Raw genomic sequence first — 18,723 nt, 5'->3', positions numbered from 1 at the left:
GACGCGTGCCGAACACGAGGAGTTAATTCCATTTCGTTTCACTCAATGCTTTGAAGAATTAGCTCGCGCGACCGCAAATGCGGTCCTAACACGTGGTGTGAGTTCCATGCGAGGCATTATGCAAAAGCTGTGCCGTACGCTGGGCTGGTATGGCAGGTGGCACGAAAACTGCACGTTCTGGCCTGTGACAAACGATGTATTTCCCCCTTCTGTTGCCGTGCCCCATTCCGAACCCAAGGCGCCCCAGCGCATCACTTTGGTGCGTCGGGACTACAACGGCTGGGTCGCGCGTGAAACCCTGGAAGACTACGCGCTGCGTTTCACCCCGCAGCGTTTTCGTAAGTGGTCGGAATGGCAGGTCGCCCAGACTGCGCTTGGTGGTGCCGCTGCGTTTTTGATACTGGAGGCGGTGGGCGCCACGCTGCTGGTTCAGTACGGTTTTGTCAACGCCTTCTGGGCCATTCTGGCCACCGGGCTGATCATCTTTCTGGCCGGCCTGCCGATCAGTTATTACGCCGCCCGGTACGGGGTGGACATGGATTTGCTGACCCGTGGCGCGGGTTTTGGCTACATCGGCTCGACCATCACCTCGCTGATTTACGCCACCTTCACCTTCATCTTTTTTGCCCTGGAGGCCGCGGTGATGGCCTATGCGCTGGAGCTGGCGCTGGGCATTCCACCGCGTTGGGGTTACCTGGTGTGTGCGCTGGCGGTGATTCCGCTGGTGACCCACGGGGTGTCCACCATCAGCCGCCTGCAGGTTTGGACGCAGCCGCTGTGGCTGGTGATGCTGGTGGTGCCGTTTGTGTATGTGCTGATGCGCGACCCGAACGCGTTTGCCGGTGTCACGCACTACATTGGTGACAAAGGACTGTCTGAGGGCTTTAGCCTGCCGCTTTTTGGTGCTGCGCTGACGGTGGGGGTGGCGCTGATGACCCAGATGGGTGAGCAGGCCGACTACCTGCGTTTTATGCCGGTCAAAACCAAGGCCAACACACGGCGCTGGTGGCTAGGGGTGCTGGCCGGTGGGCCGGGCTGGGTGGTTTTGGGTGTGCTCAAGATGCTGGGCGGCGCGCTGCTGGCCTATCTGGCCATTCAGAATGCGGTACCCACCGACCGTGCGGTCGACCCGAACCAGATGTACCTGGCGGCCTACGAATACGTCTTTCCGCACTACGGCTGGGCGGTGGCGGCAACTGCCTTGTTCGTGGTGCTGTCGCAGCTCAAGATCAATGTCACCAACGCTTATGCCGGGTCGCTGGCCTGGAGCAACTTTTTCTCGCGTCTGACGCACAGCCACCCGGGGCGGGTGGTGTGGGTGGTGTTCAACACCTTGATCGCCTTCATGCTGATGGAGATGAATGTGTTTGCCGCATTGGGCGAGGTGCTGGGGCTGTACTCCAACATCGCGATTGCCTGGATGATGGTGGTGGTGGCGGACCTGGTCATCAACAAGCCGTTGGGCCTGTCGCCACCGGGCATCGAATTTAAACGCGCGCACCTGTACGACATCAACCCGGTGGGGGTGGGCGCGATGGTGCTGGCGTCGACCCTGTCGATCACCGCGCACCTGGGTTTTCTGGGGCCGTTGGCGCAGGCGTTTTCAGCGCTGATCGCGCTGGGCACGGCGCTCGTCGCATCCCCTTTGATTGCCTGGGCAACGGGTGGCAAGTACTACCTGGCGCGGCCCAGCCCTCATTCCAGCCTTTTCCCAGAGGGAGACACGGCCAAAACAGACAGCGGCAGTTACCAACGCTTGCGGGTCAGCACCTGTGTGATTTGTGAGCGCGAGTACGAGGGGCCAGACATGGCGTTTTGCCCAGCCTACCAAGGGCCGATCTGTTCGCTGTGCTGCACGCTCGACGCGCGTTGTGGTGACCTGTGCAAACCCCACGCCAGCCTGGCGAGCCAGTGGCAGGCTGCCCTGCGCTGGTTGTTGCCTCAACCCGCCTGGGCGCATTTGGACAAAGGTCTGGGCACATTCTTGATGCTGATGCTGGTGATTGCGCCGCTGCTGGCCAGCGTGTTCGGGCTGCTCTATCACCAGGAAACCCGAACCTTGGCCCAGACTCTGAGCAGTCCGCAGGCGCTGCAATCAGCCATGGATGTGTTGCGCGCGGGTTTCTTGAAAGCCTATATGGCGCTGATCCTGATTGGTGGTCTGGTGGCCTGGTGGGTGGTGCTGGCGCACAAAAGCCGCCTGGTGGCGCAGGAAGAGTCCAACCGGCAAACCCATTTGTTACTGCGCGAAATCGATTTGCACCGCCAGACCGACGAAGCCCTGCAACGCGCCAAACAGGTGGCTGATGAGGCGCGCGCGGCGGCAGACCAGGCCAACCAGGCCAAGAGTCGCTATATCAGCGCCATCAGCCACGAACTGCGTACACCGCTCAACAGCATCCTGGGGTATGCCCAACTCATGGGGGAAGACGCGGGCATCCCGGCGCACCGCAAACAAGCGGTCAGCGTCATCAAACGCGGGGGTGAACATTTGCTCTCACTGATCGAAGGCACGCTGGACATGGCTCACATTGAGGCCGGGCGCCTCACCCTCTTGGTCAAACCTCTGCTCTTTGCCGATTTTGTGAGCGATATTGCCAGCCTGTTTGAGTTGGAGGCACAAGCCAAGGGCCTGACCTTCCTCTGTGAGGTGGATGGCAACCTGCCGACCGTGGTGCGTGCTGATGAAAAACGGGTGCGCCAGATCCTGATCAATCTGGTGGGCAATGCCATCAAGTTCACAACCCAAGGGCAGGTCACGCTGCGAGTGAGTTACGCGCGTGAGATGGCGGTGATCGAGGTGGAGGACTCCGGCCCGGGGCTGTCCGAGTCCGAGTTAACACGCATCTTCGAGCCCTTCACACGTGCCCAAGGTGCGGGTAATGCCGCACCTGGCGCCGGTCTGGGTCTGACCATTGCCCGCATGTTGACAGACCTGATGGGTGGCCAGATGACGGTGACCAGCACCCCCGGCATCGGCTCCACCTTCAAGGCCAAGCTGTTTTTGCCCGAGGTCAGCAGCGCACTCGACAACTCGGTGTATTCCCCTGCTTCCAAACACCAGAACCGGCTGTTTGTGCGCCGCCCGCGTCGCGGTTACATCGGGCCACGGCGGCGCATTCTGGTGGTAGACAACGAGGAGGCCGACCGCGAGGTGCTGGTCAAGCTGTTGCAGCCGCTGGGTTTCGATGTGCGCACCGCCGCCAATGGCCACGACTGCCTAGACCTGCTGGCCGCCGGTTACGCGCCCGAGGTGATCCTGATGGACCTGGCCATGCCCGGCATTGACGGCTGGGAAACCATCCGCCGCTTGCGGGCGTTATTGGCGGAAAGCCCAAATCCTGCCCCATTCATTGCTATTGTTTCTGCGAACGCGTTTGACCGTGGGCTGGACAACGACCTGGGCGTGCCGAGTGAGGATTTCATCCTCAAGCCGGTACGCCACATTGACTTGTTGGACTGGCTGGAGCGCCGCCTGAAACTCAGCTGGCTGGAAACCGCCGCCCCCGCCGCAGAAGACACCCCCCGCCAGACTACCGAGCTGGTGGTGCCACCCAAACCACAAGTCGACGCGCTGCGTGAGCTGGTGGTGCTGGGTTATTACCGCGGCATCCTGAACCAGCTCGACAACCTCGAACTCAGCCACCCGCACTGCGCGCACTTTGTGGCGGGCATGCGTGAGTTGGCCAAGCAGTTCCAGTTCGAAGCCATGCTGACGCAATTGAGCAGTTATGCCAACGAAAACTAATTTACAAAGCGCCTTGCCGCGCCCGATGCTGGACCGCACGCTGGACCGTGCCAACAGCGATGTGGTGCTGATTGTTGACGACGTGCCCGACAACCTGGCGGTGTTGCATGACGCACTGGACGAGTCCGGCTATACCGTGCTGGTGGCGATCAACGGCGAGGCCGCGTTACAACGCGCCGCCCAGGTGCTGCCCGACATCATCCTGCTCGATGCGATGATGCCCGGCATGGATGGTTTTGAGGTGGCACGCCGCCTCAAGAGCCTGCCGCAGACCAGCCACATCCCGATTGTTTTTATGACCGGCCTGACCGAGACCGAACACCTGGTGGCCGCGCTCGAATCCGGCGGCGTGGATTACGTCACCAAACCGATCAAGCCCAAGGAGGTGCTGGCGCGTATGGCGGTGCATTTGCAGGGCGCGCGTGAGCGGCGCCAGGCCCGCAGCGCACTCGACGCTTTTGGTTACGCCAGCATCACGGTGCGAGTGAGTGACGGCAAACTGATGTGGCAGACCCCGCTGGCGCGGGAGCTGCTGGCGCGTTATTACGGCACCGACGCCCCCATCACCCCGGAGCCGGTGCTGGTCTGGTTACGCCGCCATGTGCAAGCCAAAGAGCCTTTGACCGAGCCGCCGCGCCTGAGTGTCGAGCATGGCGCTAACCGCCTGACCTTCCGGCTGCACCAGCAGATTGGGGACAGTGAGGGTGGTGGCGACTGGCTGATCATCATGCAAGAGGTCAGCGAGTTGAGTGTGATTGAGGCCATGGCGCTGAGCTTCAAACTCACCCCGCGCGAGGCCGAGGTGCTGTACTGGGTGGTCAAAGGCAAGATCAACCGCGACATTGGCGACATTGTTGGCAGCAGCCCGATGACGGTCAAAAAACACCTGGAGCGGGTGTTTGCCAAACTCGGGGTCGAAACCCGCACCGCCGCCGCCGGTTTGGCCATGAGCCGCATCAAACAGCTGCATCCGCAGTTTGAGGGTTAGTGCAGTGTTTTTAAGCCTTTTGGCATTTAGCCCTTATATATCAAGGGCTGATAGCTATACCTTTTGATAGTCAGGCCACAGCGGATAGGGCCTTTGGCAGCCAGGCTGGTTGGGCGCCAACGCGGCGCTGCTGCGACCGCCAGCTCAGCCCCAGCAGCAGCAAAGCCAGTGCCATCAGCCACAGGCTGGCTGGCTCTGGCACATCAATAGCCGCGGCAAACTGGGCGCCCAGGATGGCATGCCCGACGGTGGTGGGGTGCACACCGTCCCAGAACAGCCAGCTGTCGGGGTTGCAGGTGCCGTCCTGAAGATGTTGCACACACTGCTGGGTGACATTGCTCATGCCGTATTTGGCAGGGTTGGCAACCACGTCACTGAGGGTGCCAAAGGTGTCAAACTGGGTGATCTCCACCTGGTTCAAACTTTGGTCAAGCAAAGTCAATGCGTCGGCCAGTGCCAAATTGAAGGCAACAGTGAGTGCCGTCAGGTTGGTATTGCCCAGAAACCCCGGTGTGTTGCCCAGATCGGGCATGTTGGGAACCAGGAAGTGGGTGGCTCCTTCAGCGAACAGCTTGGCGATGGCGTTGGTGATGTTGTTGACGCCTATGGAAATCAACTGGGGATTCGATGCATCCAAAAACACGTCGTTGGGAAAGGCCCAGACCACAAACAGCGATTCATCGGGCACAAAACAATTGGTGCAGCTGTTGGCAAAGCTGTCGACCTGGTTGGTCACGCCACCTTGCGAACCAAACCAGCCTTGGAGAGCGGGTGGAGTGCTGGGATTGAACGCGTTGAAATTGGTGCTGCCGCTGGTGGCGCCACCCAGAGCGTAATTGCTGCCGCCCAAGCTGGACGGTTTGAAGCTGGTGTCGCCCGGGTGATACGCCTGCCACAGGTATTCCACCGCCGTTGGCCCGTTGGAATAACGGGTGGCGGAATAGGGCGGTGGCGGGTAGGAGCCTGGTAAACCGGAGCCAGCGTAGTTGCCGCCATCAGAGAGTGAGTCACCAAACACAAACAGTTGGTTCAGGGCCTGCAAACCGGCGTGGGCCGACAGGGGCGCTGTCAGCATGAGGGCGGCGGTGAACAGCAGCCTGCGTAGGGAAGGTGTCATGGTGTCTCCTGTGATGGACGCAGAACCTGAATGGCATCGGCCGACAATCTCCGACCGGGCTGCGATTGTTCAAACAAGGCGTGCCCTGTGTCAATCCAGACAAGCCTTAGGTAGGGGAATACAGGCTTGCTCGACAATGCCCGATATTTTTGTATGCCAGCCCTTGTCAAAAAAGGGCTGATTGCTCTATTTACAGTAGCGGATGTCAACCCGTCGGGTGGCTGCCGTGGCGCCACCAGGGTGCAGACCCATCACTTCAGGTGATGGCCCAAGCCACACGTTGCCAAAAACGACCCATGGATCAACACAGAACACAGGAGGACGTCAGATGGGACTGAGAAGGCGCATTTCTGTGTACTTGATCAGCGTCTTGGCTGTGCTGGCGGTGCTGACGCTGAGTGCTTTGCGTTGGCACAGCCACCAGCGGGCTGTCCAGCTGGAAGTGGCGGAGGCGCATGGGGAGTTGAAACGGCTGCTGAGCCTTTTCCACGCCAGCACCCTCAGGCTCAACGGCACATTGCAGCCTTGGGCCAACTGGACCGGCCTGCATGATTACCTGCTCGATCGCCAACCGGCATTTCGCCAGAAAGAGCTGGACTTGAAGGTGCTGAGGGCGGTCCAAGTCGATTTCTTGGTGTTATTGGACCTGGACAGCCAGTTGATCGACATGATTGAGGTGCCCGGTCGCCAGGGTGACACCCCGGCAACCGGCACTTTCCGGACCCAGTCTCAGGCGTATCCGGCCTTGGCGAAGTCCTCAGCCCATTCCCGTGGCTGTGGTGTCATCAGGGTCGGCAAGCAGGTGGCACAGGTCTGTGTCAGCCCGGTGTTCAAAAATGGGGGTGAGGGCAGTTCGAGTGGTTTTGCGGTGATGGGGCAGTGGGTTGATGATGCCTTGACCCAGCAGATTTCGCGGCTCTCGGGTGCCCGTTTCAGCGTGGTTGATCTGCCAGACCCGGCCCTGACTGCACCGTCCCAGTACCAGGGGGAGCCGGTGTTCAAGAAGGAGGCGGTGACGCTGGTGGAGCACGAGCGGGTTCTTGAGTTGCGTTACCCGATCACCAACATCTTTGGCCAACCGATTGCCGAAATCCGCATGGAATGGCCGCGCTTGCATGAGCAAATGGCCGACATCGGCTTGCACGCCACACAGACGGTGGTGATCGGGTTGATGGTGGTCTGTGGTGTGGTGCTGGCGCTGCTGCTGGATCTGGTGGTGGTGCGGCGGCTCAAGCTGTTGCAGGAGGAGCTGGCGGGTATTGTGGATTCCAAACGCTGGGCCGGTGAGGTGTCGGTCAGGGGCGGGGACGAATTGGCAGAACTGGCGCGTTACACCCAGGAAGTGGTGGCCGTGGTGCACCATCAGGTGCAGGAGCTCAAAAATCTGTCGTTGACGGATACCCTCACCGGGCTGGCCAACCGGCGGGCTTTTAATGATCGCCTGGAGCACATCCTGGCCCAGTATGCCCGGCAACAGCTGTCTGCCGCCCTGATCCTGATGGATGTGGACTACTTCAAAAAATACAACGACCGTTATGGCCATCCGGCGGGTGACGAGGCGCTCAAGGCCATTGCCCAGTGCCTGCGCAGCGCCTTGCGGCGTGAGCTGGACCTGCCTGCGCGGCTGGGAGGTGAGGAGTTTGGGGTGTTGTTGCAAGGGGTGACGGCCGAGCAGGCCTGTGCGGCAGCTGAACACATCCGCCTGGCTTTGCAAAACATGGCCCTGGCGCATGAGGCCAATCCGCCACTCAAGGTGATGACCATGAGCCTGGGCGTGGCCGTGGTGACGGACGCCGACACCGCAACAACGCTCTACCACCGCGCCGATGCCGCGCTTTACCAAGCCAAACACCAAGGCCGCAATCAGGTGACTTTGGCCTGAACACAGCGGCTGAGCTGGCGCGCAGCTTCAAACGACTGTACGCGTGGGTGACGGTTTTTGTAAGGTTTTTTGGCCTCTAGCCCTTTTGTGAAAAGGGTTGATAGCTCTATTTTTTGGTTGCTGTTTAAAGATGTTGTATCCATTTGTGCAGCATAGTGGACAATTGTCGGTTTGTGTCCAGATTGACACATAAGACACCAAACAGGAGCCATTCAATTGGGTTTGAGACGGAGAATTTCGCTTTACCTGGTCAGCATCCTGTCGGTGTTGGCCTTGCTGACCCTGATCGTGCTGCGCTGGGGCAGCCACGAGAAAGCGGCGCAGCAGGAAGAGGTGGAGGCGCGTGCCGACCTGCACCGCCTGATGAGTACCCTGCAGGCACGCACGCTGGAGGTCAACGGCACCTTGAAGTCCTGGGCCAACTGGACCGCGCTGTACCAGCATCTGCTGCATCGCACGACGCAATTCCGCCAGAATGAGCTGAGTGTGGACGCCCTGGCGGTGGCCGACGTGGACTTTTTGCTGCTGCTGGACCTGCAGGGCAAGGTGCTTGACATGAGTGAGGTGCCGGGCGCGCAGGGCGAAACACCGGTGACCGATGAAACCCAGCAGCGTGGTTATGCCTACCCTGGGTATGCGAACTTGTCGCCCACAGGCCGTGGTTGCGGTGCCATCAAGGCCAGAGCGCGGGTGGCCCTGGTGTGTTTCAGCCCGGTGGTAGACAGCGAAGGCAAAGGGAGCCCGCGTGGTTTGGTGGTGATCGGGCAATGGCTCAGCGACGAGATGGTCCAGCAGGTGTCTGAACTCACCGGCATTCGTTTCAGCATTGTGGATGTGCCCAATGCGCCGCTCATTGTGAAATCCCCGCTGGTGGTGGACAACGTGTTTCGCCAAGAGCTGGTGCAGGTGATGGCGCATGAGCACGACATTGAATTGCGTTACCCCATCACCAGCCTGTTTGGCAACGACATCGCCCAGGTGCGCATGAGTTGGCCACGCCGACACGCCCAGCTGGCCAGCAGCAGTTATGACACCACCCAGGCCGTGGTGATTGCCCTGATTCTGACCTGTGGGGTGCTGCTGGTGCTGCTGCTGGATCGGGTGGTGGTGCGACGGCTCAACCGTTTGCGGGAGGAGTTGGCGCTGATTGTGGACTCCAAGCGCTGGACCGGGGAGGTCACCGTCAGTGGCCACGACGAAATGGCCGCCTTGGCGCGTTACGCCCGAGAACTGGTGACCGTGGTGCGTCATCAGGTGCAGGAGCTTAAAAACCTGTCGCAAACCGATGCCCTGACCGGTTTGCCCAATCGGCGCGCTTTTAACGAACGGCTGGAGCACATGCTGGCGCAGTACGCCCGGCAACAGTTGCCCGCGGCGCTGATCCTCATGGACGTGGACTACTTCAAGAAATACAACGACAGTTATGGCCATCCGGCGGGTGACGACGCCCTGCAGAAAGTGGCCCAGTGTTTGCGCAGCTGTTTGCGCCGTGAGCTGGACCTGCCTGCGCGCCTGGGGGGTGAGGAGTTTGGTGTGTTGTTACTGGGGGTGAGCGCCGAGCAGGCGGTCGCGGTCGCCGAGCAGATCCGTGCCCATTTTCAAGGCATGGGCATCGCGCACCGGGCCAACCTCCCCTTGGGGGTGATGACCATGAGCCTGGGCGTGGCCGCTGTCAGTGCCACAGACACCACCACCTCGCTTTACCGTCGCGCCGATGCAGCGCTCTACCAGGCCAAAACCCAGGGCCGAAACCGCGTGCATCAGGCCTGAGCCCGCGCGGGCCAACACCTTGTTTGTGTGAGGTGGTGGTTTTTTTGAGCACTAGAGGGTAATCACAGCTGTACCTGAGCAGCACTTTGAAGTAGTCTGCGTGGCAGCCCACTTGTAACGGGGAGTTACAGACACGGCAGCATAACCTTGACAAGCTGCTGTCTGGGGCGAAAGCAGATTCAGTCATAACAAATAGATTTCGCGTTGGTCTTCCAAATTTTTCCGAATGAGGAGCCAGTTCATGCGCAGCAATTTGCCTGTGTCCCAGCAGGAATTTACTTTTCCACCCCACCAAACCCTGGTATCTGTCACCGACCTCAAGGGGCGCATCGTGTATTGCAACACCGCGTTTGTTGAGGTGAGTGGCTACTCCACCGCAGAGCTGCTGGGCCAGCCCCACAATCTGGTGCGCCACCCTGACATGCCGGCGGAAGCTTTTCGCGACATGTGGGAGACCATCCAGGCCAAACAACCCTGGAGCGGTCTGGTCAAGAACCGCCGCAAAAATGGCGACTACTACTGGGTGCGTGCCAATGCCACCCCGATGATGGATGGTGAGCAGATCACCGGCTACCTGTCGGTGCGGACCTTGCCCTCGCCCGAGTCTGTCAAGACCGCAGAACAGCTGTACACCCGCATGCAGGCACAAGCCAAGTCGGGCAGCCAGACCCTGCGGCTGCATCGGGGTCAGGTGATACGGACCGACTTGGCCGGGCGCTTGTTGCGCCTGATGAACCCCAGCCTGGTGGCCAGGCTCGCGCTGATGCAAGTGGCCCTGATGGGCTTGCTGGTGTTTGCTGCATCCATGGGGCTGAGCTGGATGGGGTTGCTGCCCCTGGGCTGCCTGGCTGCGGCCTTGTCGGTGTGGGCCAACTGGCACATGACCATCCGCCCGCTGGCCGATGTGTTGGCCGATGCCAACCAGTTGGCCGCGGGTGACCTCACCCACAAGGTGGCTGTGCGTGGCAGCGGCGTTTTTCGCCATTTGCAGCAGGCCTTGATGCAAATGTCGGTGAACCTGCGCACCGTCGTCACGGATGTGCGTGATGAGATAGACCGCCTCAGCACCTCGGTGCAGGAAATTGCTGCGGGCAACCATGACCTCTCTGCCCGCACCGAATCGCAGGCCGCCAGCCTGCAAGAGACGGCCGCTTCCATGGAGGAGATCAACAGCACCGCTCAGCTCAGTGCCGCTTCAGCCAGACAGGGTGCAGACATCGCGCAGGAGACCAGTGCTGTCACATCACGCAGCAACCAGGCTGTGAGCTCTGTCGCCCAGTCCATGCAGGACATCTCCGAGTCCTCCCGGCGCATCACCGACATCATGCAGCTGATTGAGGGGGTTGCTTTCCAGACCAACATCCTGGCCCTCAATGCGGCGGTGGAGGCGGCCCGTGCGGGTGACCAGGGGCGCGGCTTTGCGGTGGTGGCCTCGGAGGTTCGGGCGCTGGCCCAGCGCACCACGGCGGCCGCCAAAGACATCAAGCAGCTCATCACCCAATCCACCGCGCGTGTGAGTGTGGGCAGTGAACAAACCCAACTGGCCCTCACCAGAATGCTCAGCGCCCAGGAGTCGGTGGACAAGGTCAACACGGTGCTCGGTGAAATCACCCGCGCCTCGGAGGCGCAGACCTTGGGAATCTCCCAGATCAACGAAGCCATTGTGCAGATGGACACCATCACCCAGCAAAATGCCGCCATGGTCGAGGAACTGGCGGCCACCGCCAGCTCTCTGTCGCAGCAGGTGCAGTCTGTGCGCAGTTCCCTGCGTTTGTTCCGCTTGCGCGCAGGGGAGGCCACCTTGGAGCAAGCGGATGCGGTATCGCTGCGGCGCGAGGGCAAACAAATGATGCTCAACTGAGCGCGCCGCCCTGCGCCAAGGCGCTATGCGGTTCTGCTATCGTCTGCCTTCGCCAGGGTGGCGGTCAAACAGGTTCTGGGCGACGCTGCCGGCAGAAAGGCCATGTTTTTGTGACAGTCCCGAACACCCATGCCGCCGCGACCCAGCGTGTGGCCCGACAACAATTTGCCAGTGACAACTACGCAGGCGCCTGCCCTCAGGCAATGCACTGGCTCGGTGAAGCCAATGCCAGCGGCCACGAACCCGCTTATGGTGATGACCGCTGGACCCAGCGCTCCACCGACATGCTGCGCCAGCTGTTTGACATCGAATGCGACGTGTACTACGTCTTCAACGGCACCGCTGCCAACTCATTGGCGCTGGCGTCCTTGTGCCAGAGTTACCACTCGGTCATCTGCAGCCCGGTGGCGCACATCGAAACCGACGAGTGTGGTGGCCCCGAGTTTTTCTCCAATGGCTCCAAATTGCTGGTGGGTGAGAACCAGTCGCCCGCGGCGCAGCTCGGCAAACTCACACCAGAGGCGATCCACACCCTGGTGACCAAACGCAGCGACATCCATTACCCGCGCCCGCAGGTGGTGTCGATCACCCAGGCGACTGAAATGGGCACGGTCTACAGCTTGGACGAGGTGCGCGCCATTGCCTGGATGGCGCAGAAACACAACTTGCGGGTGCACATGGACGGCGCCCGTTTTGCCAACGCGGTGGCCCATTTGGGCTGTTCACCGGCCGACATCACCTGGCGCGCCGGGGTTGACGTGTTGTGTTTTGGTGGCACCAAAAACGGCTTGCCGGTGGGTGAGGCGGTGGTGTTTTTTGACCGCAAACTCTCTGAAGACTTTGCCTGGCGCGTGAAACAGGCTGGGCAACTCGCCTCCAAAATGCGTTTTATCTCGGCGCCCTGGGTGGGTCTGCTGGAAAACGATGTGTGGTTGCACAATGCCCGCCACGCCAATGCGATGGCACAGAAACTCTACACCGGCATGTTGTCGATTGCCGGTGTCACCACCTTGCATCCGCCGCAAGCCAACGGCGTTTTTGCACAGTTGCCGCCAGAGGCAGTGGATGCCCTGCAGGCCAAAGGCTGGAAGTTCTACCAGTTCATCGCCGGTGGCGGTTGCCGTTTCATGTGTGCCTGGGACACCGCCCCCGAATCGGTGGAGGCCCTGCTGGTCGACATGCGCTCGGTGATGGCTGGTTAAGCTGCCGCCTAGGGCTGCGGACGCCCCTGGCCTTGTGTGCCGTTGGCGCGGGCGCTCAGGTAGGCAAACAGGTCGGTGATGTGCGCAGTCACGCGTGGCTCGCTCTGCCACGCGGGCATGTCCACCACCGGGCCACGGCGCTGGATGATCTGGTCCACCAGTTGGTCCAGTGCGGCGCCTTCCTGGCGGGCCTGGCCGGGTGGCAGGTTCCAGTCATAACGTTGTAACACCAGGCCAACAAAACGGCGTTGGCCCATGTCGTACACCCGGGGCAGCAGATCAGGCGCCACAGCGGTGCCCAGCGCGTCGGGGCCGTGGCACTGGGCACAGCGGTCCTGAAACACCCGCCAGCCGGTGTAGACCGAGCCGGGGGCCCGGGTTTCTTGAGCAAGTTCTTGCGCGGGCTGTTGGTTGTCGATTTCTACGGCGCAGCCTGTCAGTATCAGGGCTGAGGTGATAGCAGCTGCAGACAACAGGCTTGAGCCGGAACAGGCGATGGATTGGGTCATGATGGTCTCCCAGAGTTGACCGTACCGTGTCACTGCAAACCAGTGTAGGTTGGCCCTGCTGCACTTGCAAGCCCGATGCGGAAGACCGCTTGCGCTCAGCGCCCCACCTGGCCCAACGGCAGCTCGGTGCTGCTTTTGATGCTTTGCAGCACGATGTTGGAGCGGATGTTGTTGACCACCTTGATGCGGGTCAGGCGTCGTAACACCGATTCGGACAGCTCACTCAAGCTGGCCGCCACGATTTGCAGGATGTAGTCCGACTCACCGGTCACCGCAAAACACTCCAGCACCTCGGGGAAGGCCGCAATTTCCTGTTCAAAGGCGGCGCCCTCGTCTTCACCGTGGCGCGCCAGCGTCACATAACTGATGGCGCGCACGCCCAGGCCGATACGTGCCGGGTCCAGCAGCGCCACGGTGCGCCGGATGATGCCGCTGGCCTGCAGCCGGGTGATGCGGCGACTCACCTGTGACGGTGACAAATGCACCAGCTCACCGAGCTGCTGGTGGGTGGCGCTGGCGTCTTGCTGCAAGGCACTCAACAAGGCCACATCGTATTTGTCGAGCAGTGAATCGTCATTGATTTGATTTTTCATGCACAAATTATGCACTTGGGTGTGATTGAGTGCATCAATATGCAAACCTGTTGCGGCGTTATGCGCCTACCATGCCTGCCTTGCCTATTGCCAGGCGCTTTCGCGCCAACGACCATGCCACCGTCCGCCCCCACACCTGCTGTCCCCCCCGCGACCCTGAGCCCCGAGGCCTTGGAAGCGCTGCGCCACAGCACCCGTGAAGATGTGCAGGCGCTCTTGACCGCCACGCTGTTCATGTCGTTTGCGGTGCTGATGTTCAGCCACACCGGCCTGCTCACTGGCGGCACGGCCGGGGTGGCGTTTTTGATCCACTACGCCACCGGCTGGAGCTTCGGGCTGGTGATGTTTGTGGTGAACGTGCCGTTTTACGTGCTGGCCTGGCAGCGCATGGGCCGGGCTTTTACCCTCAAGACCGCCTTGTCGGTGGGCCTGCTGTCGGTGATCGTGACGCTGCTGCCCCGGGTGGTCAGTTTTGACACGTTGTCACCGGTGTTTACCGCGGTCATGGGTGGGCTGCTGATGGGGGTGAGCATCCTGATCCTGTTTCGCCACCGCGCCAGCCTGGGCGGGTTCAACCTGCTGGCGCTCTATTTGCAGGACCACTTTGGCTGGCGCGCCGGTCGGGTGCAGATGGCCATGGACGGGGTGATTTTGTTGTGCTCGTTTGCGGTGGTGGACTGGCAACATGTGGCGCTGTCGGTGCTGGGCGCTTTCATGCTGAACCAGACCCTGGCCACCAACCACCGCAAAGAGCGCTATGTGGCGCTGTGAGCGTTTGTAGATAAATACTGCCTCTAGCCCTTTTATTTAAAGGGCTTGCAGCTATTGTTTTTACTGAGTTGGCTGGTAACGGCAACCCTGCCAGCTGCCGCGCCGGGCCAGTTCGGCAGAGATGCGGGGCGCCAGTTCAGACAGGCGCACATTCCACTCGGGCGCGAGTTTTTGTGACGGTGGCACCTCGCTGCCCACACGTTGCAAGAGGATGTGCGGTGCCAGCCGCTCGATGAAATCGGCCAGCAAGCCGATGCATTCATCTTCCCCCAGCAGCGGCACCGACTCTGGGTCACGCCGCCAGTCACGCGCCAGCAGGGTGCCGCGCACCACCTGCAGTTGGTGCAACTTGAGCGCGTGGATCGGCAGGGCTGAGAGCAGGCGCGCACCGTCGAGCATGCTGTCCACCGACTCACCAGGCAGGCCTAACAACAGGTGCGCGGTGACTTCCAGCCCGCGTGCTGCGGCGCGCTGGATCGCATCCACACTGCAGGTAAAGTCATGGCCGCGGTTGACACGGGCCAACACCGCGTCATTGCAGGACTCGACGCCCATCTCCAGCTCGATGATGTGGCTGCGCGACAGCTCTGCCAGGTAGTCCAGCACGGCATCGGGCAGGCAGTCGGGCCGGGTGCCAATCGCCAGGCCGCTGACCTCCGGGTGGGCCAGTGCCTCGTCATAACAGGCGCGCAGGCGCTCGAACTCGCCGTAGGTGTTGCTGTAGCTCTGGAAATACGCCATGTAGCGCTGTGTGTTCGGGTAACGCCGCCGCAGGAAATTGAGCCCGGCGTTGATCTGCTCGGTGATGGACTGCTGGGTGTCGAGATACCCCGGTGTGAAGCCGTCGTTGTTGCAAAAGGTGCAGCCGCCTTTGCCCAGCAGGCCGTCGCGGTTCGGGCAGGTGAACCCGGCCAGCACCGACACCTTTTGTACACGCCCGCCGTAACGGGTTTTGACGTGTTCGTTCCAGGCGTTGTAACGGCGTTCACCAAACGGGCAAGGGGCGTCTTGAGTCATCGGGTCAGTGTTCCAGGCCGGGTTGCGGCGGGGGCGCAGTATGCCTCATGCAAATGTTCATTCGGCCAAGGCGCCGTGGCTGCCGCCCAGCGCGGTCTGCAACATGTCGATGAAGACCCGGGTTTTGGCGGGCATGAGTTTGCGCCCCGGAAACACCGCCCAGGCCACCGGGCTGGGCAACACCCAGTCGGGCAAGACACGGCGCAATTCGCCACGGCGCACATCGGGCAACGCAAAATAGTCCGGCACTGCGGCAATGCCGACGCCGGCCCGCGCCAGGCGGATCAGCAGCTCGGGCGCATTGGCGGTGGCGCGCCCGGGCGGCACCGCTTGCCAGCGCTCCTCACCACGGGTCAGTGTCCAGGGGACGGGCTCGCCATTGCCACCCAGCAGGCGCACCGCGTCATGCTGGGTCAGCTCGGCTGGGGTCTGGGGTTCACCATGTTCGGCCAGATAAGCGGGTGCGGCGTACAGGCCGCTGGAAAACACCGCCAGCCGCCGTGCGGCCAGCAGGTTGTCATCGGGCAAATTGCCAATACGCACCGCCACATCAAAACCCTCACCAAGCAGGTCCACCCGGCGCGGCGACAGATCCAGCTCCAGCGAGATGCCCGGGTGCATCGCCACAAACGCGGCCAGGGTGTCGGCCAGCAGCAGGTTGGCAAAGTCACTCGGCATCGAGACCCGCAACCGCCCACTGGGCAGGGCCTGGCGCTGTTCTCGCAGTGCCACCACCGCGCCCACCTCAAGCGCCACCTGGCGTGCGTGGTCCAGCAGCTGCTGGCCAAACTCGGTCACCGTCTGGCGCCGGGTGGTGCGCAGCAGCAGGCGCTCACCAAGCTGGGTTTCCAGGGCCGAGATGCGCCGTGACACGGTGGACTTGGGCCAGCCCAGCCGCTCTGCGGCCTTGCTGAAGCTGCCCAAGTCGGCCACGCGGGCAAACACCAGCAGGTCGTTGGGGTCGATGTGGGGGGTGGATTGTTCCATCATGACAACAATGTTATCCAGTTTGAGGTCTTCCCAGTGAGATTGGCAACAAATACAGTACACCCATCGCCCCCAACCCACCTCAGCCAAGGAGCCTTTCATGAACATTCTGCAAATCAATGCCAGTGCCCGCCGTGAAGGCGCCAACTCCACCCGTGTGGCCAACAGCATCGTGGCCCGCCTGCATGTGGCCAACCCCGGCGCCACCCTCACCGTGCGTGACCTGGCGGTGACGCCGCACCCGGTGTTGGACGAAGCCGCGCTGGGCGCCTTGTTCACCCCGGCTGAGCAACGCACACCCGAGCAGGCCGCCCGTGTGGCGCTGGATGACGCGCTGATTGCCGAAATCCAGGCGCACGACACCATCGTGCTCGGTGTGCCGATGTACAACTTTGGCGTGCCGGTGCAGTTCAAGAGCTGGATCGACGCGATTGCCCGCGCGGGTGTGACCTTCCGCTACACGGCCAATGGCCCTGAAGGCCTGCTCAAAGGCAAAAAGGTTTATGTGGCGCTGGCCCGTGGCGGCCTGTACCGTGACACGGCCAACGATTCCCAGGTGCCGTACCTGAAGGCGGTATTGGGTTTTCTGGGCCTGACCGATGTGCACTTCATTTATGCCGAAGGTTTGGCCATGGGGCCCGAGGCCAGCGAAAAGGGTTTTGCCCAGGCTGAGGCCGACCTGCAGGCCGCACTGGCCTGAGTGAGTGACAAAAACCGGTTCTAGCCCATATGAAACAAGGGCCTCTTGCTATCAATGAAAGGATAACGCCATGAACACCACAGTACACACCACCACCGTGACGCACCCGCGCACCGTGGAGCGTCTGGTGGCCGGGCAGGCCACCTCGGACGGCGCGGGCGTCAAACTCACACGGGTGCTGACACAAAACCTGCAGCGTCGGCTGGACCCGTTTTTGATGCTTGATGCCTTTGGCAGTGACCAGCCCGACGACTACATTGCCGGTTTCCCGGACCACCCGCACCGGGGTTTTGAGACCATCACCTACATGATTGCCGGGCGCATGCGCCACCGCGACAGCGCGGGCCACGAAGGACTGCTCGAAAACGGTGGTGTGCAGTGGATGACCGCCGGCCGTGGTGTGATCCACTCCGAGATCCCGCAGCAGGAAGATGGCGTGATGGAAGGTTTCCAGCTCTGGCTGAACCTGCCCGCACGCGACAAGATGATGGCCCCGTGGTACCGCGACTTCAAGGCCGCTGACCTGCCCAAACTCACCACCGAACAAGGTGTGGCCGTGACGGTGATTGCCGGTGCCAGCCACGGTGTGGGCGGTGCGGTGACACGCGACGCCACCGCGCCGCTCTACCTGGACATCCATCTGCCTGCCGGATCGCGCTTTGAGCAAGCCGTGCCCGCAGGTCACAACGCCTTTGTGTACGTGTACCGAGGCGAGGTGAGCATCGCCGGCCAGACGGTACCGGTGCAACGTATGGCCCTGCTGGCCAACAGCCCCGAGGCCGACGGTGTGGTGATCGAAGCGTCTGCCGATGCCAAGGTGTTGTTGATCGCCGGGCAGCCACTCGGTGAACCGATTGCCCAGTACGGCCCGTTTGTGATGAACACCCAGCAAGAGATCTACCAAGCGCTCAGTGACATGCGCGACGGGCGTTTTGGCGAGTAACGTAAGGGGGCACCCCGCAGTGCATGTAGGTCACCGAAAACGGCAAGTGGGCAAAGTCTTGGGTCTCGGCAGTCACAAAACCAAGCTGGCCATACCAATGTTGCAGCGCGATGTGCTGAGCAATCACCCCGATGCTCACGCGCTGGCAAGCGGCGGCGCTGGCCACCTGCAACACATGTTGCACCAGCTGCGCCCCCACACCTTGGCGCTGCTGGGCGGGTAACACCGACAGGCGGTTCAGGTAGGCCAGCCCCGCGCCTGCGGTTTCAAAGGCCACGCAGCCGATGGGGCCGGAATCAACCTCTGCCAAAAAGTAGCACGCTCCCCGCGCCATGTCGGCCAACACCCAGTCTGCGCTGCAGAACGACGGGTGTTTGGGGCAGTTCTCCACAGTCAAACCAAACTGTGTGGCCACATCGCGGTTGGCGGCGCTGATCAGCTGGGCCAGGGTGCTGGCGTCTTGGGGGCTGGCGGCACGGATGTTCATGGCATTCTCTGGATCATTTAGGGCTATGTCTGAATTAGCTGTTGAAGTTCTGGACAGCAACCCAAAGTGTGGGAGAAGAGCGGTGATGGAGGTGCGACATGAACCAAAGGGACTTCGCCAAACTTCTGAGCCAACTGGCATGTCTGAG

Annotated in this window: 15 protein-coding genes; 9 read left to right on the top strand and 6 right to left on the bottom strand. The window is 61.5% G+C overall.

The features are described 5' to 3' along the window. Positions 1-106: 106 nt before the first annotated feature. Together FDG13_RS03610 and FDG13_RS03605 are read left to right on the top strand one after the other, a co-directional pair. The gene (locus FDG13_RS03610) at positions 107-3,748 is read left to right on the top strand and encodes an ATP-binding protein (RefSeq protein ID WP_255435082.1); all 3,642 of its coding nucleotides are present in this window, start codon (positions 107-109) and stop codon (positions 3,746-3,748) included. Further along, on the top strand, positions 3,732-4,736 hold the full coding sequence (locus FDG13_RS03605) for a response regulator transcription factor (protein ID WP_180125454.1): 1,005 nt from the start codon (positions 3,732-3,734) through the stop codon (positions 4,734-4,736). Before FDG13_RS03610 ends, FDG13_RS03605 begins: the two co-directional genes overlap by 17 nt. A gap of 70 nt (positions 4,737-4,806) precedes the next feature. Here FDG13_RS03605 and FDG13_RS03600 read toward each other — a convergent pair whose 3' ends face one another. Further along, complete coding sequence (locus FDG13_RS03600; protein ID WP_180125453.1) at positions 4,807-5,853, bottom strand: SGNH/GDSL hydrolase family protein; 1,047 nt, start codon at positions 5,851-5,853, stop codon at positions 4,807-4,809. A 352-nt stretch (positions 5,854-6,205) separates the two neighbouring features. Between FDG13_RS03600 and FDG13_RS03595 the strand changes: the two genes are divergently transcribed. From FDG13_RS03595 to FDG13_RS03580, 4 genes are all read left to right on the top strand, one after another. After that, on the top strand, positions 6,206-7,735 hold the full coding sequence (locus FDG13_RS03595) for a diguanylate cyclase domain-containing protein (RefSeq protein WP_180125452.1): 1,530 nt from the start codon (positions 6,206-6,208) through the stop codon (positions 7,733-7,735). A 216-nt stretch (positions 7,736-7,951) separates the two neighbouring features. After that, positions 7,952-9,505, top strand: a complete 1,554-nt coding sequence (locus tag FDG13_RS03590; protein WP_180125451.1) for a diguanylate cyclase domain-containing protein — start codon at positions 7,952-7,954, stop codon at positions 9,503-9,505. A 241-nt stretch (positions 9,506-9,746) separates the two neighbouring features. Continuing rightward, a complete protein-coding gene (locus FDG13_RS03585; RefSeq protein WP_180125450.1) occupies positions 9,747-11,366 on the top strand; it encodes a PAS domain-containing methyl-accepting chemotaxis protein in 1,620 nt (539 codons plus the stop codon). 110 nt (positions 11,367-11,476) lie between these two features. Then, positions 11,477-12,568: a low specificity L-threonine aldolase gene (locus tag FDG13_RS03580; RefSeq protein ID WP_370528154.1), complete on the top strand. Its 1,092-nt coding sequence runs from the start codon at positions 11,477-11,479 to the stop codon at positions 12,566-12,568. 8 nt (positions 12,569-12,576) lie between these two features. Here the strand turns inward: FDG13_RS03580 and FDG13_RS03575 are convergent, their stop codons facing one another. Beyond that, the gene (locus FDG13_RS03575; protein ID WP_180125449.1) at positions 12,577-13,077 is read right to left on the bottom strand and encodes a cytochrome c; all 501 of its coding nucleotides are present in this window, start codon (positions 13,075-13,077) and stop codon (positions 12,577-12,579) included. Positions 13,078-13,172: 95 nt separating this feature from the next. Beyond that, complete coding sequence (locus FDG13_RS03570; RefSeq protein ID WP_180125448.1) at positions 13,173-13,670, bottom strand: Lrp/AsnC family transcriptional regulator; 498 nt, start codon at positions 13,668-13,670, stop codon at positions 13,173-13,175. 114 nt (positions 13,671-13,784) lie between these two features. Between FDG13_RS03570 and FDG13_RS03565 the strand changes: the two genes are divergently transcribed. Beyond that, positions 13,785-14,441: a YitT family protein gene (locus FDG13_RS03565; RefSeq protein ID WP_078366425.1), complete on the top strand. Its 657-nt coding sequence runs from the start codon at positions 13,785-13,787 to the stop codon at positions 14,439-14,441. 60 nt (positions 14,442-14,501) lie between these two features. Here FDG13_RS03565 and FDG13_RS03560 read toward each other — a convergent pair whose 3' ends face one another. After that, complete coding sequence (locus tag FDG13_RS03560; RefSeq protein ID WP_180125447.1) at positions 14,502-15,458, bottom strand: TIGR01212 family radical SAM protein; 957 nt, start codon at positions 15,456-15,458, stop codon at positions 14,502-14,504. Positions 15,459-15,515: 57 nt separating this feature from the next. Beyond that, the gene (locus FDG13_RS03555; RefSeq protein ID WP_180125692.1) at positions 15,516-16,445 is read right to left on the bottom strand and encodes a LysR family transcriptional regulator; all 930 of its coding nucleotides are present in this window, start codon (positions 16,443-16,445) and stop codon (positions 15,516-15,518) included. A gap of 100 nt (positions 16,446-16,545) precedes the next feature. Between FDG13_RS03555 and FDG13_RS03550 the strand changes: the two genes are divergently transcribed. Next, entirely contained in the window at positions 16,546-17,145 is a 600-nt protein-coding gene (locus FDG13_RS03550; protein WP_180125446.1) for an FMN-dependent NADH-azoreductase, read from the top strand. Positions 17,146-17,215: 70 nt separating this feature from the next. After that, positions 17,216-18,088 carry a pirin family protein gene (locus FDG13_RS03545; RefSeq protein WP_180125445.1) on the top strand — a complete coding sequence of 291 codons (873 nt, stop codon included), beginning with the start codon at positions 17,216-17,218 and terminating at the stop codon, positions 18,086-18,088. Here FDG13_RS03545 and FDG13_RS03540 read toward each other — a convergent pair. Continuing rightward, positions 18,054-18,575 carry a GNAT family N-acetyltransferase gene (locus tag FDG13_RS03540; protein WP_180125444.1) on the bottom strand — a complete coding sequence of 174 codons (522 nt, stop codon included), beginning with the start codon at positions 18,573-18,575 and terminating at the stop codon, positions 18,054-18,056. The genes FDG13_RS03545 and FDG13_RS03540 overlap by 35 nt on opposite strands. Positions 18,576-18,723 lie beyond the last annotated feature (148 nt).

The sequence above is a fragment of the Rhodoferax sp. BLA1 genome (assembly GCF_013416775.1).
Taxonomy (GTDB): domain Bacteria; phylum Pseudomonadota; class Gammaproteobacteria; order Burkholderiales; family Burkholderiaceae_C; genus Rhodoferax.
Note: the sequence above shows the minus strand (reverse complement) of the source record. Positions and strands in the feature narration are given on the sequence as shown.